The sequence below is a fragment of the Pseudomonas vlassakiae genome, from assembly GCF_014269035.2.
Classification (GTDB): domain Bacteria; phylum Pseudomonadota; class Gammaproteobacteria; order Pseudomonadales; family Pseudomonadaceae; genus Aquipseudomonas; species Aquipseudomonas vlassakiae.
Genome location: NZ_JABWRP020000002.1, coordinates 1 through 13,981, shown reverse-complemented (window position 1 = coordinate 13,981; position 13,981 = coordinate 1). Strand labels below are relative to the sequence as shown.

Annotated in this window: 13 protein-coding genes, 1 tRNA gene and 1 pseudogene; 7 read left to right on the top strand and 8 right to left on the bottom strand. The window is 64.1% G+C overall.

Annotation, left to right across the window (positions count from 1 at the left end):
* The first annotated feature begins 273 nt into the window (after positions 1–273).
* Positions 274–1,164 (top strand): sensor histidine kinase, encoded by an 891-nt coding sequence (locus HU738_RS02235; protein WP_186600853.1) that lies wholly within the window; start codon positions 274–276, stop codon positions 1,162–1,164.
* Positions 1,161–1,820 (top strand): response regulator, encoded by a 660-nt coding sequence (locus HU738_RS02230; protein WP_054883475.1) that lies wholly within the window; start codon positions 1,161–1,163, stop codon positions 1,818–1,820. Before HU738_RS02235 ends, HU738_RS02230 begins: the two co-directional genes overlap by 4 nt.
* On the opposite strand, the gene yegS is transcribed toward HU738_RS02230, so the two are convergent.
* On the bottom strand, positions 1,804–2,691 hold the full coding sequence (yegS, locus tag HU738_RS02225) for a lipid kinase YegS (RefSeq protein WP_186600852.1): 888 nt from the start codon (positions 2,689–2,691) through the stop codon (positions 1,804–1,806). The genes HU738_RS02230 and yegS overlap by 17 nt on opposite strands.
* Before the next feature lie 308 nt (positions 2,692–2,999).
* Here yegS and HU738_RS02220 point away from each other — a divergent pair, with 308 nt between their 5' ends.
* Positions 3,000–4,454, top strand: a complete 1,455-nt coding sequence (locus HU738_RS02220) for a mannose-1-phosphate guanylyltransferase/mannose-6-phosphate isomerase (protein WP_186600851.1) — start codon at positions 3,000–3,002, stop codon at positions 4,452–4,454.
* Positions 4,455–4,505: 51 nt separating this feature from the next.
* On the top strand, positions 4,506–5,753 hold the full coding sequence (locus tag HU738_RS02215; RefSeq protein WP_186600850.1) for a glycosyltransferase family 4 protein: 1,248 nt from the start codon (positions 4,506–4,508) through the stop codon (positions 5,751–5,753).
* On the opposite strand, the gene HU738_RS02210 is transcribed toward HU738_RS02215, so the two are convergent.
* Both HU738_RS02210 and moaB read right to left on the bottom strand, forming a co-directional pair.
* A complete protein-coding gene (locus HU738_RS02210; RefSeq protein WP_176506111.1) occupies positions 5,742–6,968 on the bottom strand; it encodes a molybdopterin molybdotransferase MoeA in 1,227 nt (408 codons plus the stop codon). The genes HU738_RS02215 and HU738_RS02210 overlap by 12 nt on opposite strands.
* Positions 6,952–7,491 (bottom strand): molybdenum cofactor biosynthesis protein B, encoded by a 540-nt coding sequence (gene moaB, locus HU738_RS02205; protein ID WP_054883470.1) that lies wholly within the window; start codon positions 7,489–7,491, stop codon positions 6,952–6,954. The genes HU738_RS02210 and moaB overlap by 17 nt, the downstream gene beginning before the upstream one ends.
* 168 nt (positions 7,492–7,659) lie before the next feature.
* Here moaB and HU738_RS02200 point away from each other — a divergent pair, with 168 nt between their 5' ends.
* The gene (locus tag HU738_RS02200) at positions 7,660–7,881 is read left to right on the top strand and encodes a YgdI/YgdR family lipoprotein (RefSeq protein ID WP_027596642.1); all 222 of its coding nucleotides are present in this window, start codon (positions 7,660–7,662) and stop codon (positions 7,879–7,881) included.
* Between the two features lie 81 nt (positions 7,882–7,962).
* Positions 7,963–8,039, top strand: a tRNA-Pro gene (locus HU738_RS02195).
* Between the two features lie 120 nt (positions 8,040–8,159).
* Here the strand turns inward: HU738_RS02195 and HU738_RS26265 are convergent.
* The 3 genes and pseudogenes from HU738_RS26265 to HU738_RS02185 all read right to left on the bottom strand — a co-directional run bounded on the left by HU738_RS26265 (position 8,160) and on the right by HU738_RS02185 (position 11,729).
* Complete coding sequence (locus tag HU738_RS26265; RefSeq protein WP_371263232.1) at positions 8,160–8,864, bottom strand: methyl-accepting chemotaxis protein; 705 nt, start codon at positions 8,862–8,864, stop codon at positions 8,160–8,162.
* A 228-nt stretch (positions 8,865–9,092) separates the two neighbouring features.
* Positions 9,093–9,203, bottom strand: a pseudogene (locus tag HU738_RS26260) (hypothetical protein); the annotation flags it as partial.
* Between the two features lie 762 nt (positions 9,204–9,965).
* Positions 9,966–11,729: an ABC transporter transmembrane domain-containing protein gene (locus tag HU738_RS02185; RefSeq protein ID WP_186600848.1), complete on the bottom strand. Its 1,764-nt coding sequence runs from the start codon at positions 11,727–11,729 to the stop codon at positions 9,966–9,968.
* A 203-nt stretch (positions 11,730–11,932) separates the two neighbouring features.
* Between HU738_RS02185 and HU738_RS02180 the strand changes: the two genes are divergently transcribed.
* Entirely contained in the window at positions 11,933–12,106 is a 174-nt protein-coding gene (locus HU738_RS02180) for a PA1571 family protein (RefSeq protein ID WP_176506107.1), read from the top strand.
* A gap of 56 nt (positions 12,107–12,162) precedes the next feature.
* On the opposite strand, the gene pdxB is transcribed toward HU738_RS02180, so the two are convergent.
* Both pdxB and tusA read right to left on the bottom strand, forming a co-directional pair.
* Entirely contained in the window at positions 12,163–13,305 is a 1,143-nt protein-coding gene (pdxB, locus tag HU738_RS02175; protein ID WP_186600847.1) for a 4-phosphoerythronate dehydrogenase PdxB, read from the bottom strand.
* Positions 13,306–13,365: 60 nt separating this feature from the next.
* Positions 13,366–13,608 (bottom strand): sulfurtransferase TusA, encoded by a 243-nt coding sequence (gene tusA, locus HU738_RS02170; protein ID WP_054883466.1) that lies wholly within the window; start codon positions 13,606–13,608, stop codon positions 13,366–13,368.
* Positions 13,609–13,981 lie beyond the last annotated feature (373 nt).

Below are 13,981 nucleotides of genomic sequence, written 5' to 3'. Positions count from 1 at the left end.
GAAGCGGTCATCACAGGATCGGGAGGTGGCATTTTGACACTTATTTTGCCTGCCCAGCACCCCTCCCGAGCCCGGAAATGCTTAGGTTTCAAAGCATTGCCCAGCGCGACCAAATTCAACCGAAGTGTTAAGATGCGCGCACACAAATGCTGGCCGGCTCCCCATGTTTCACATCGGGCCGGGCTCGCCATTTGTTGCAAGCACAGCGCCAAAGCCTCTGCCAAGAGGTGTGCACAGCCCCCATCAGCAAGACTTCAGTGGCTTCCCAATTCTATGTTCCCACGCTTGAAGATAACTCTGCGCTGCCGTTCACGCGCCACCTTGCTGCGCTGGGTGACGGCAATGCTGTGCGGGGTGTCCCTGCTTGCCAACCTGGTTCTGTATGCGGGCGGGCAAGGCATGCCGGCCAGCCTGTTGTTGCTGCAACTGGTGGCCACGCTTGGCGTCTGCTGGCACCTGGGCCACGGTGCCAAGTCGATCAGCCTGCGCCCGGCGGAGCTGGCCGGGCGCATGCTCCAGGTCCAGGAGACAGAGCGCCAGCACCTGAGCCGCGAACTCCACGACGACATCGGGCAACTGCTGACCGCTGCCAAGATGCAGCTGGACTGGTTGCAACGCCGTGTACCGGGCGACTTGCAGGCACACTGTGGCAGCTTGCGCAGCACACTCGAAGACACCTTGAGCAAAGTGCGCGACGTTTCCGCCCTGCTCAACCCACGGCAACTGGCCAGCCTTGGTCTCGAGGCCAGCCTGCGGGCACACCTGGTACGCACCTTGGCAAACACCGACGTGCACTGGAGCCTGGAATGCCATCAACGCCTGGGCGGTATTTCCGAAGAAGTCGCCATGGCGGCGTTTCGCATCACCCAGGAGGCGGTCACCAACATGCTGCGCCATGCCCGGGCGCGCAACTTGACCATCCGCCTGCAGCGCAGCGCAGCAGGGCTTGCCCTGTCGATCCAGGATGACGGCCAGGGCTTCATCCCGGCTGCCAATCCGGCCGAGGCCGGCCAGCGCGGCATGGCCGGCATGCAGGAACGCGCCACCGCCCTCAACGGCAGCCTGGCGATCACCAGCCAGCTCGGCCTGGGCACGACGATCGATGTGCTGTTCCCGTGGCCACCCCGTATTCATGAACGCGCCAGGACTACCGCTTCAACATGACCTGTAGATTGCTGCTGGTGGATGACCACTCGCTGATCCGAGCCGGGGTTCGTGCCCTGGTGTCCGACATCCCTGGCTACACCGTGGCCGGCGAAGCCGATGACGGCGACCAGTTGCTCGAGCAGGTTCGGCACCTGGCACCCGACATCGTCCTGCTGGACATCTCCATGCGCTCGACCAGCGGCCTCGATGCCCTCACCCAACTGCGCGCCACGGGTAACCCCTGCAAGGTACTGATCCTGTCCATGCACACCGATCCGGACCTGATCATGCGGGCGCTGGAAAGTGGCGCCCACGGTTACCTGCTCAAGGATGCCACGGCGACCGAACTGGAGCAGGCCCTGGCCGCGCTGCGCAATGGCGAGCGCTACCTCAGCCCGGCCATCGCCCATACGGTGATCAACCAGGCACTGATGCGCGCGCAACACGGCAAGCAACCCGGTCTCGACCGCCACAACCTCACCGCACGGCAACTGGAGATCCTGCGCCTGATCGTGCGTGGCAAGTCTACCCGCGAAATCGCCGCCGGCCTGGGCCTGTCGATCAAGACCGTGGAAACCCACCGTTCGCAGATCATGAAGCGCCTGCAGATCTACGACGTGGCCGGCCTGGTACTGTTCGCCGTGCGCGAGAAAATCATCAGCCTGGACGACTGATCAGCGGTGAATTCAACGGCAAGTGCACGCGCAGTGCCCCTGGCAACGCCGCAAAGCGCAGGCTGTCGGCCTGCAGCGGCTCGCCATCTAGGTTGATGTCCAGCCCCTGCGAACAGGTGATCTCGACCCAGGGCAAACGCGCCCGCACGAACAAGCCTTCACCCGCCAGCAAATCACGAAGGGCGCCTACCATTTCCTGGGGCGCTGGCAGGATGGCGATATCGAGCAGGCCATCATCGACTTGCGCGTCCGGGCACAACACTTGTCCGCCACCGGCCTGGCGACCATTGCCGATCCCCAGCGCCAGCAGGTCGCCCTGCCAGTCGAAGCCCGGCCCTGACAGCTCGACCGAGGCGGCCTGCAGCTCGCTGAAGCGCGACAGCCCGGTGAACAGGTAGGCCGCAGCGCCGAGCATTTTTTTAAGGTCTTCAGAGGTATTGGCGGTAACCTGACTGCCGAAACCGCCTGTGGCCATGTTCAGGAACAACTGGTCGCCCACCTGGCCCAGGTCGATTGGCCGTGGCGGCAGCTCCAGCAGCGCCAGGGCCTCGGTGGGCTCAAGGGAAATGCCGGCAGCCTTGGCGAAGTCATTGGCCGTTCCCAGCGGCAGCAGCGCCAGGCTGGCTTCGCTGCGTGCCCGGCCCATGGCTTCGGCGACGTCACGCAAGGTGCCGTCCCCTCCGCCAGCGATCACTTGGCTGTACCCGGCCGCCAGCGCTTCGCCTACCAGCCGCTGGGCATCGCCACCTTCCCAGGTCACCCGCACATCCAGTGTCCAGCCACGTTCGCGCATGGCGCTCACGGCGTGGCGCACCGCTTCGTTCATGGCCTGCTTGCCATGCAGGATCAAGATTGCCTTGCGCTGTGGCATCACGCGTCTCCATGGGGTGGGTTCTGTCCAGATCTCGACCGCAAAGTCTGCCCAAATACTGCATGCCACCGGTAAAACAGCTCTACATCGGGGATTGACTTGGCGCAGGGTCGAACAAAAAAACCACCCGATTCACATAAATATCATTGAAAGCTTTTTTCATCCGGCGCATGATCGACAAATATTTGGCCTTCATGGACGAAGCTGTAGTGAAAGGTCGGTTTTTTGACTTTTCCGCCAAAACCGTGACAGGTCGCAACGTTTCCCTTCACTGCGCTGTAAGCAGCGCCCAGAGTCGAGGCCGTGAAATGAGCGTTCTGATCCCCTGTATCATCGCCGGCGGTGCCGGTACCCGCCTGTGGCCGGTTTCGCGCGAAGCCATGCCCAAACCCTTCATGCGTCTGCCCGATGGCCAGAGCCTGCTGCAGAAGACCTTTTCCCGCGCTGCGGCGTTACCGGGCGTCGAAAGAATACTGACGGTGACCAACCGCGAAGTGTTCTTCCGCACTCAGGACGAATACCGCCAGGTCAACACCGACAACCTCGCCCTCGATTACCTGCTGGAAACCAACGGCCGCAACACTGCTCCCGCCATCGCTGCAGCCGCGCTGCATTGTGCCAGGCACTATGGCCAGGACAGCGTGCTGCTGGTGTTGCCCGCCGACCACCTGATCCAGGATGCCGAGGCCTTCGCCAACGCCGTCGAACACGCCCGGTTATTGGCTGACGATGGCTGGCTGGCCACCTTCGGCCTGCTGCCGAGCCGCGCCGAAACCGGCTTTGGTTACATCGAACAAGGCGAGGCGATCGGCAAGCATGCGCACCAGGTCACCTGCTTCGTGGAGAAGCCCGATGCCCTCACCGCCCGCGAATACCTCGAAGGCGGCCGCCACTTGTGGAATGCCGGCATGTTCTGCCTGCGAGCGGGCACCGTGCTCGCCGAACTGCAGGCGCATGCCCCGGAACTGCTGGCCTGCGTGACCTGCTGCCTGGAGCAGAGCGCGACCAAGGAGGGCGACAAGGCACTGCAGGTGGAACTGGACCCGAACAGCTTCGCCCTGGCCGAAGACATTTCCATCGACTACGCCTTGATGGAGCGCTCCGACAAGGTTGCCGTGGTGCCTTGCGAACTGGGCTGGAGCGATATCGGCAGCTGGGAGGCGGTGCGCGAACTGCGCCACACCGACGACGACGGCAACCACTGCAATGGTGAAGCCGTGCTGCACGATGTGACCAACTGCTACATCGACTCGCCAAAGCGCCTGGTCGGCGCGGTCGGCCTGGATAACCTCATCGTCATCGACACCCCCGACGCCCTGCTGATCGCCGACGCAGCACGCAGCCAGGAGGTCAAGGTGATTGCCCAGCAACTCAAGCACCAAGGCCATGAGGCCTACCGCCTGCACCGCACCGTCATTCGCCCCTGGGGCATGTACACCGTGCTCGAGGAAGGCCCGCGCTTCAAGATCAAGCGGATCATGGTGCGCCCTGGCGAATCGCTGTCGCTGCAGATGCACCATCATCGCAGCGAGCACTGGATCATCGTCAGCGGCATGGCCTGCGTGACCAACGGCGAAGAAGAGTTTCTGCTCGACACCAACGAGTCGACCTTCATCAAGCCAGGCCGCACCCACCGCCTGACCAACCCCGGCGTCATCGACCTGGTGATGATCGAAGTCCAGAGCGGCGAGTACCTGGGCGAAGACGATATCGTGCGCTTTACTGATATTTACGGACGCGTCCCGGCGGCAGCCATCGGCTGAGGGCTGGCGGGCGCGTTTTTTGTCCGCAGCCTTCAGCGAGGTTTCCGCTTCATGCGCATTCTCTGGACTCTGCCTTACCTGCCCTGGCCCACCACCAGTGGCAGCAAGACCCGGCAATATCACCTGCTGCGCGCGCTGGCGCAGCAGGGCCACCGGATCACCTTGCTGGTGCAGTCGAAAATCCCTTTGTGCGATGCCGCCCGCGAAGCCCTGGAACCCCTGCTCGAACGCCTGATCGTGCTGCCCCGGCGCCCCTTGCACAGCCCGCTCAATCTGCTCGCCTCGCCGATCATCGACTACCCGATGCGGGCCATCATCAATGGCCTGTCGCCAGGCTTGCGGCGCCAGTTCGAGCAGCTGCTGGACGAACCCTGGGACGTTATCCAGATCGAGCACAGCTACAGTTTCCAGCCTTTCGAAAAAGCACTGCAGGCCCGCGAGCTGCCCTACATGCTCTGCGAGCACAATCTGGAATCAGTCACCGGCGCCGCCTGCCACGACCGTCTGCCGCTGTGGCTGCGCCCGCTCAACGCCTTCGACCGTTGGCGCTACCGGCGCTGGGAGCAGCGCGTGCTGCGCCAACCCACCGAGGTGGTGGCGGTAAGCCCGCACGATGCCGAGTTGATCAGCCAGGTCAGCGGCCGCCCGGTAAAGGTGGTGGTCAACGGCGTCGATTGCGACTATTACCAGAACGTCCATCCGGCCCTGCATAGCCAGCGCCTGCTGTTCGTTGGCAATTTCGAGTACGCCGCCAACGTGGAGGCGGTCGAATGGGCCCTGGAAGAAATCCTGCCCCAAGTGTGGATGAGCAATCCGGCGGTACGCCTGGCCATCGCCGGGCATGCCCTGCCAGCAAGCTGGAAACTGCGCTGGAACGATCCACGTATCGAATGGGTCGGCTATCGCCCCGACCTGCGCGAATTGCAACGCCGCTCCGCGCTGTTCTTCGCGCCCTTGCGCTATGCCGGGGGCTCCAAGGTGAAGATCCTCGAAGCCATGGCCGCCGGGCTGCCGGTGATCAGCACCGGCAAAGGCGTCTCAGGGCTGGCCGCCAACAACGGCGAACATTACCTGGGCAGTGACGACGGCGACCAGTTGGCGCTGCTGGTCACGCAATTGCTCAACCAGCCGTGGCGCATGTGCCAATTGAGCGAGGCCGGCCGACAGTTCGCCCGCAATCGCCACGACTGGAGCGTGGCCGCCCAGCAACTGGAAACGGTGCACATGCGCCTTACCCAGGCAGCAACGGCCGATGCCCCCCAAGGCGCTGGCGCCTGGCTGGGTCGCTCAACCGAGTAGTTCGCTCAGCGGGATGAACGGCACGCTATCGCCAGGTTTCGGCGTGCTGCCTTCACGCACCTCCACCAACCCCTCTGCCCAGGCCGCACTACGCAGCACACCGGAGCTCTGGTTCTTGTAGATGCGCACCTGGCCTTGGTCGATGCGCGCACGCAAGTATTCGCGGCGCGTGCCGGCCTTGGTCCATTCGAACCCGGCCGGTACATCGAAGCGCAGCGGTGTGACATCAGCCACACCCTGGCGGCGCAGCAGGTAGGGCCGCGTCAACAGGCCGAAGGTGACCAGGGTCGACGCCGGGTTACCGGGCAGACCGAGTACCGGCACACCGCGGTAATGGCCGAATGTCAGCGGCTTGCCAGGCTTGATCGCCAGCTTCCACAAGGCCAGTTCCCCCGCTTCGCGCAGTGCAGCACCGAGGTAGTCGGCCTCGCCCACAGAGACACCGCCCGTGGAGAGGATCAGGTCGACATCGCCCAGGGCACCCAGGCACTCGCGGGTACGCTCCAGGTTATCGGGAACAATGCCCATGTCGCGCACTTCGCAGCCCAGCCGCTGCAGCCAACTGACCAGCAGGCGCCGGTTGCTGTTGTAGATCTGCCCCGGGCCCAGCGGCAGGCCAGGCTCGACCAGTTCATCGCCAGTGGACAGAACCGCCACCCGCACCCGTCGAACCACCTGCAGCTCGGCATGACCCAGGGTCGCCGCCAGGCCCAGTTCTATCGGCCCGAGCCGTGTGCCGGCGGCCATCACCTGCTCGCCCTTGCGGGTTTCCTGGCCCTGCGGGCGAACGTTCTGGTCAAGCGTCAGCGCTTCGAGGAAGCGCACCCGGCCATCCTCCAGCACCTCGGTGTTTTCCTGCATTTCGACGCAGTCGGCCCCCGCCGGCATCGGTGCACCGGTGAAGATCCGTGCACAGGTACCGGGCTGCAGAGGTTCAGGCGCGTGCCCGGCGAAGATCCGCTGGCTTACCGGCAAAGGCTCGCCCTGCAGGTCGGCCAGGCGCAAGGCGTAGCCGTCCATGGCGCTGTTCGGCCACGGCGGCAGGTCGAGCGTGGCCACCAGCTCGGTGGCCAGCACGCGGCCTTCGGCTTCGGCCAGCGAGACGCGTTCGGTTTGCGTGATTGGCGCAGCCTCGGCCAGCGCCAGCAGGCGCTCCAAGGCTTGCTCCACCGGCATCAGTGGCCGGGCAGCGGGGGCCTCAGCCACGGCTGTCACAGGCCGCTGCCTGTTTCAGGTGGGCGACGAAATTGCACGGACGATGGCGGGCATCCAGCTGTTCGGCGAGGATGCCGTCCCAACCGGTGCGTACGGCATTGGTCGAACCCGGCAGGCAGCACACCAGGGTGCCATTGGCCAGGCCAGCCAGGGCGCGCGACTGAATGGTGGAGGTGCCGATATCGGCCACGGAAATCTGCCGGAACAGCTCGCCAAAACCTTCAACCTGCTTGTCCAGCAGGCAGGTGACAGCTTCCGGTGTACTGTCACGGCCGGTAAAGCCGGTACCCCCGGTAATCAGCACCACCTGTACGCTGTCGTCGGCGATCCAGGTGGCGACCTGGGCGCGGATCTTGTACAGGTCATCCTTGAGCAGCACGCGCGCGGCCAGGTTGTGGCCCGCGGCGGTAAGGCGCTCGACAAAGGTTTGCCCGGAGGTGTCGGTTTCGAAAGTGCGGGTGTCGCTGACCGTCAGCACGGCAATGTTCAGCGCCACGAAGGGGGTATCTGCCTTGGCTTTCATGAGTGTCCGTCGCAGGTGAAGATGATGCGCGCAGTTATATCACAGGCGGCCGTGGAAGCAGGCACAGGTCAATAACCCTGGCTTGTCGCTATGCTGGAATGTAAAAGGAACTTGCGTGGACGCCCTGCGTCTTAAAGTCATCTTGCACCATCGCACTGGAGAAACACGATGATTCAACGGACCCTTCCCGCCTTCTTGCTCGCCCTGGGCCTTGGCGCCCTCGCCGGCTGTGCATCGCCGACCGTGATCACCCTGAACGACGGCCGTGAAATCCAGGCAGTGGATACCCCTTCCTTTGACGAGGACTCCGGTTTCTACGAATTCGAACAGCTCGACGGCAAGCGCACGCGCCTGAACAAGGACCAGATCCGTACCGTCAAGGAACTCTGATCCACGCGCTGTTTTGGGCATAAGCCCTTTAAACTACAAGGGCTTGCACCCGAAAATGCTATGCAGTAGGATTTTGCTCATCGGAGTGTAGCGCAGCCAGGTAGCGCGTCTCGTTCGGGACGAGAAGGCCGCAGGTTCGAATCCTGTCTCTCCGACCAGATCCTCAACAAACAGCCCGCCTCGCGCGGGCTTTTTGTTGCGCGTTGAAAGCGCCTGTTCCGCCAGCACCGGCACAGGGTGGGTTGCCGCTGGGGGGCGCTTCGTCCCCCCGGCAACCATCAGGCGGTCAGACGCGAAGTGACCTCGCCCAGCTGCCCCGACAAGCCATGCAGGCGTTGCCCCGCCTGCTCGGTATGTTGCACGGCCTCTTGGTTGGCGGTGGCAATCCGGGTGATTTCGATCAGGTTGCGCGAAATATCCTCGGCCACGCTGGTCTGCTCCTCGGCCGCCGTGGCGATCTGCCGGTTCATGTCGCGGATCGCCTCTACCGCCAAGGTGATGCGCTGCAGCATCTGCCCGGCCTGCTGCACCTGCTCGGCACCCTCCTCGCTGCGTTGCTGGCCGCTTTCGATGGCCTTCACCGCCTCCACCGCACCCGACTGCACGGCTTCGATGATCTGGTGAATTTCGGCGATCGACGCCGCAGTACGCTGGGCCAGGCTGCGCACCTCGTCGGCGACCACGGCAAAGCCACGCCCGGCCTCACCCGCGCGGGCCGCCTCGATGGCGGCATTGAGCGCCAGCAAGTTGGTCTGCTCGGCGATGCCACGGATCACCTCAAGCACTTTGCCGATGCGTGAGCTGTCGTTCTCCAGATTGCGGATCACTGCGGCGGTACCGGCGATCTCGCGATTGACCACGCCAATGGTGTCGATGGTCTGCTGCATCACCTGTTCGCCGGCCTGGGCGCTGTGGTCGGCCTCGTCGGCGGCCCGTGCAGCATCCGCTGCGTGGCGCGCCACTTCCTGGGCGGTGGCAGACATCTCGTGCATGGCCGTGGCCACCTGGTCGGTGCGTTGGAACTGGTCGTGGGTGCCACGGGCCATGTCACCGGCAATGGTGCGCAGCTGGCCACTGGCGCCCTCCAGCTCCTGGGCATTGTCCTTGAGGCGGCCAACGGTGTCGGCGAGGAAGTCGCGCAGGGTATTGGCTGCACGCGCCAGGCGGCCCAGTTCGTCCTCGCGACGGCTGTCAACGCGGGCGGCGAAGTGGCCCTGGCTGAGTTGCGCCACGTATTCGATCAGTTGGCGGATCGGCTCGATCAGGCTACGGTTGAGCAGCCACAGGCTGAGCAGGCCGACCAGTAACGCCGACCCCAGCATGACCAACACGCCCAGCCACACGGTGCGTTCGGCACTGGCATTGATCTGGGCGGCGCGATCACGAGCCTCGGCGCGCAACTGCTCGACCAGCGCGCTCATCTGCTCACTGGCCGCCCGGTCGACCCCCTTCACCGCCTGGTCACCGGCTACCGGGTCCCCCCCGGCCGCCAGAAAGGCCTGACGCCCTTTTGCGTAGGCCTGGCCGAGCTGGCGATGGCTATCACGCAGCTGCTGCAGCGGTGCCTTCAGCTTTTCATCGCTGCTGTCGATCAGTTTCCCGAGCAGTTGCTGAACCTGCTGCTCACGGGCCTGGAACTGCTGCCAGTACTTGTCCAGCTCGGCAGGTTGGCGGCCGCGCAGCAGCACGTTTTTCCACTCCTGCACCTGGATCTTGAACTGCAGGTTGGCTTCATCGATCAATTGCGAAGCCCGCAGCGGCCCGTCCACCAGTTCACCATAGCCACGCACGCTGGAGGACAGGAACTGGAAGCACACCAGGGCGATCAGCAGCATCGCCGCCAGGCTGCTGCCCAGCAGGGTAAGAATTTGCACTCGAAGTGATTTACGCAACATCGCGGATCTCGGGAACAAGGAATAAGGGAACGGCGCGCCGTTGCAGCGCCGCGACAGACATCCTTGTCCTCGTCCGCAGGCCAAAAAAAAGCTGCCATCAATCGATAGCAGCCAGGTCGAGCACTTACGCAACAGTTGCGATGCATACTCTCAGGCAATTGCTACAGAAATGTTACAGCTACACGACGCCTAGCCCGTGGTGAACTGCAACTCGGCCAGGCGAGCGTACAACGGGCTTTCCTCGATCAGCTGCCGATGGGTGCCGACCGCGACCACACGCCCCTTGTCGATCACCGCGATGCGGTCGGCGTGCTGCACCGTGGCCAGGCGATGGGCGATGACCAGCGTGGTCCGCCCGGCCATCAGGCGCGGCAAGGCCTGCTGGATCAAGTGTTCGCTCTGCGCATCGAGGGCGCTGGTGGCTTCGTCGAGCAGCAGGATCGGCGCATCCACCAGCAGCGCCCGGGCGATTGCCAGGCGTTGCTTCTGGCCACCGGAAAGTCCAATGCCGCCCTCGCCCAGCGGCGTCTGGTAACCCTGCGGCAGTTGCCGGATGAACTCGTCGGCATGGGCGCCATGGGCCGCCGCCTCGACCTCGGCCAGTGTCGCTTCGGGCCGGCCGTAGCGGATGTTGGCCTCGACCGTACCGCGGAACAGCGACGGGTTCTGCGCCACCAGGGCGAACTGGCGGCGCAGGTCGTCCAGGGCCAGCGCCGTGATGGGTTGCCCATCGAGCACGATGCGCCCCTGTTGCGGGTCGTAGAAGCGCAAAAGCAGGTCGAACAATGTCGACTTACCCGCCCCCGACGGCCCCACCAGCGCCACGGTCTGGCCGGGTTCGATGGCCAGGTTGAGCTGGTCGATGGCAGCCACCGAGGGCCGCGAGGGATAGGCAAAGGTCACGTGCTGCAGTTCGATGCGTCCAGTGGCGCGCTGCGGTGCCAGCATCACGGGGGCCTCTGGGGCCAGGATCGTGCTATTCGCCGCCAGCAGCTCGGCGATGCGCTCGGCGGCCCCTGCGGCGCGCTGCAGCTCGCCGATCACTTCACTGAGCGTGCCAACGGCACTGCCGACGATCAGGCTGTAGAACACGAACGCCGCCAACTCGCCTGCAGAAATGCGCCCGGCGATCACATCCATGCCGCCCACCCAGAGCATCACGCCCACTGCCCCCAACACCAGCACGATCACCAGCGTGATCAGCCAGGCACGTTGGGCAATGCGTTGCCGGGCCACGGCAAACGCAGCCTCCACCGTACCGGCGAACAGTTCACGGTCGCGTGCCTGGTGGTTGTATGCCTGCACGGTCTTGATCTGCCCAAGGGTCTCCGACACATAGCTGCCTACATCGGCCACCCGGTCCTGGCTCTGCCGCGACAGGCTGCGCACCCGTCGGCCAAACAACAGGATCGGTGCCAGCACCAGTGGCAATGCCACCACCACGATGCTGGTGAGCTTGGGGTTGGTGATGAACAGCAGCAGCACGCCACCGATCACCATCAGCGCATTGCGCAGGAACATTGACAGCGACGAGCCGATCACCGACTGCAACAAGGTCGTGTCGGCAGTCAGCCGCGACTGGATCTCAGCGCTGCGGTTGTCTTCGAAAAAGCCTGGATGCAAACCCACCAGGTGGTCGAACACCGCGCGGCGGATGTCGGCAACGCAGCGCTCGCCAATCCACGACACCAGATAGAAGCGGCTGAACGTGCCTGTCGCCAGGGCCAGCACCAGCACCATGAACAGGCCGATGGTCTGGTTCAACTGGTGTGCCGAACGGGTCATGAAACCCTGGTCGACCAGCAGGCGGATACCCTGGCCCATGGACAGGGTGATGCCGGCGGTGACGATGAGCGCCAGCAGGGCCAACAGCGCCTGGCGACGGTAAGGATGCATGAACTGCCAGGCCAGGCGCAGGGCACGGCGTTGGCGAAAGGAAGCCGAATCGGGCATGACATGAACCAGGAAAGCAGGAATATGAAGACTACCACTCATCCACCGAGGCAGTGCCTATAGCCCATCGTTCTAACGGGCCTCTGGAGCTTTGCTGCGCTTTCTGCTGGACTGTGCAGGCCTTGGTGCACACGATAACTTTTGTAACAGGCCAGTCACGGCGCAGGTTTAACCTGAGCCTGAACCTGATGAGGAGATATTCAATGAGCTTGCAACATGGCAGCGACACTGTGAAACCGCAGAACAAGCCACAACCCAAGGCCTGTGGTTCGATCATCGACGCCCAGGGCCGCGAGATCGAGATCACCGAGCAGATGATCCAGCAGGCCTGCAAGGACCTGGAAGACAGCCGCGTGAAAAAACTTCACCACGGCTGAAATGCGGACTTTTAGAAACCCGGCTTTAGGCCGGGTTTTTTATGTGTTGGCCGTGCTCAGGCCAGCACGCCACCCAGGGCATTGACCAGCTGCGCCAGCTGCGGCGCTTCGCCCCGCACGCGCACCGCCAGCCCTTCGATCTCCCGGCGCGGTGGATACTGCTTGCGCAGCTGGTCGAACGCCGCCCGCTGCTCGGCCACGTCGTCACTCAAGCTGCGACGGAAATCGGCATCGTCACGGCGCGGGTCATAGACCGCCCGGCACAGGGTCGCCAAGGCCCAGGCAGGCTCTGCAGTGCCGTCCAGCTCGATCTGCGCCAACGGCGCAGGCGGCAGCAGGTCGGCCAGCTGAACCTTTTCGGCCTCGCCCAGGTGGCGGCACAAGGCCTGATAGATCTGTGCCGTGCCACGCTGGCGGCCATCCAGGCTATAACCGGCAATATGTGGCGTGGCCAGGGTGCACAGGTCTGCCAGTTGCAGGTCGACCTGCGGCTCGCCTTCCCAGACATCGAGCACTGCGTGCACGTCTTCGCGATCCAGCAGCAGCTCGCGCAGCGCTGCGTTGTCCACCACCGGCCCGCGGCTGGCGTTGATCAGCCAGGCACCGGGGCGCAGCTGCGCCAGCTGGGCTGCACCGAGCAGGTGCCAGGTTGGATACTCACCGCCGCGCAGCAACGGGGTGTGCAGGCTGATCACGTCGCACTGCTCAAGGATGGTCGCGAGGCTGACGAAGTCGCCGCCCTCGGTGGCCTGGCGCAGCGGGTCGCAGACCAGCACCTTCCAGCCCAGGCCGTGCAGCACGCGCACCAGGCGGCCACCGACTTCGCCGGCGCCGACCACCCCATAGGTGCGTTGCGCCAGTACCGCGCCGTCCAGGTCGGCCAGGGTCAGCAGGCTACCCAGTACGTAATCGACCACGCCACGGGCATTGCAGCCCGGCGCGCTGCTCCAGTGAATACCGGCTTCGGCGAAGTAGTCGAGGTCCAGGTGGTCGGTGCCAATGGTGCAGGTGCCGACGAAGCGCACCTTGCTGCCTTCGAGCAGTTGCCGGTCGACCTTGGTCACCGAGCGCACCAGCAGCACATCGGCGTCCCTGACGCTGGCGGCGTCGAGGCTGCGGCCGGGATAACGGCGGATCTCGCCGAAGCCTGCGAAAAAGGCATCGAGCAGCGGGATATTCTCGTCGGCAACTATCAGCATGGCGCTCTCCTGTCTGGGGAGCGCAGTGTAGGCGCTACGCGAGGTGTGTTCCAGCGCGGTTCAGTCGGCTTTCTTGCGGATCCAGTACAGGTAGGTGCCGGCTTCCTCCTGCTGCCCGAGCAATTCGTGGCCGAGGAAGTTGCAGAACTTGGGGATGTCGCGGCGGGTCGACGGGTCGGTGGCGATGACCTTGAGCAGGCCGCCGGCGGCCAGGTTGCGTACGTGCTGGTGCAGCATCATCACCGGCTCCGGGCAGTTCAGGCCGGTGGCGTCGAGAATGGCATCGGGGGTGAAATCGGTCATGGGGGGCTCCGCAAATGATCGCTATTGTGGCGCATCGCGCCACAAGGACCAATAGCCATTCATGAGGGCCACCGCTGAGTGCTCCTGCTCTGCCTTTGCTTTCGCTCTGCCTTTGCTTTCGCTCTGCCTTTGCTTTCGCTCTGCTTTTGCTTCTAAGCGCGCGGTAGTTCAGCAAACGCCGAATGCGACTTCAGGAGGCCGAGCGCAGGTCTTGCGGAGGGAGGTGACGGGCATGGATGCCCGTCAAGCGCTGCGGCCTTTGGCTTTTGGCTTTTGGCTTTCAGATCCGGTGCGCATTCATTTGCGATGGTGGCGCACAATCACCTTTCCGCCCTTACGGCGGGTCACTTTTTGACGGGGCAAAAAGTAACCA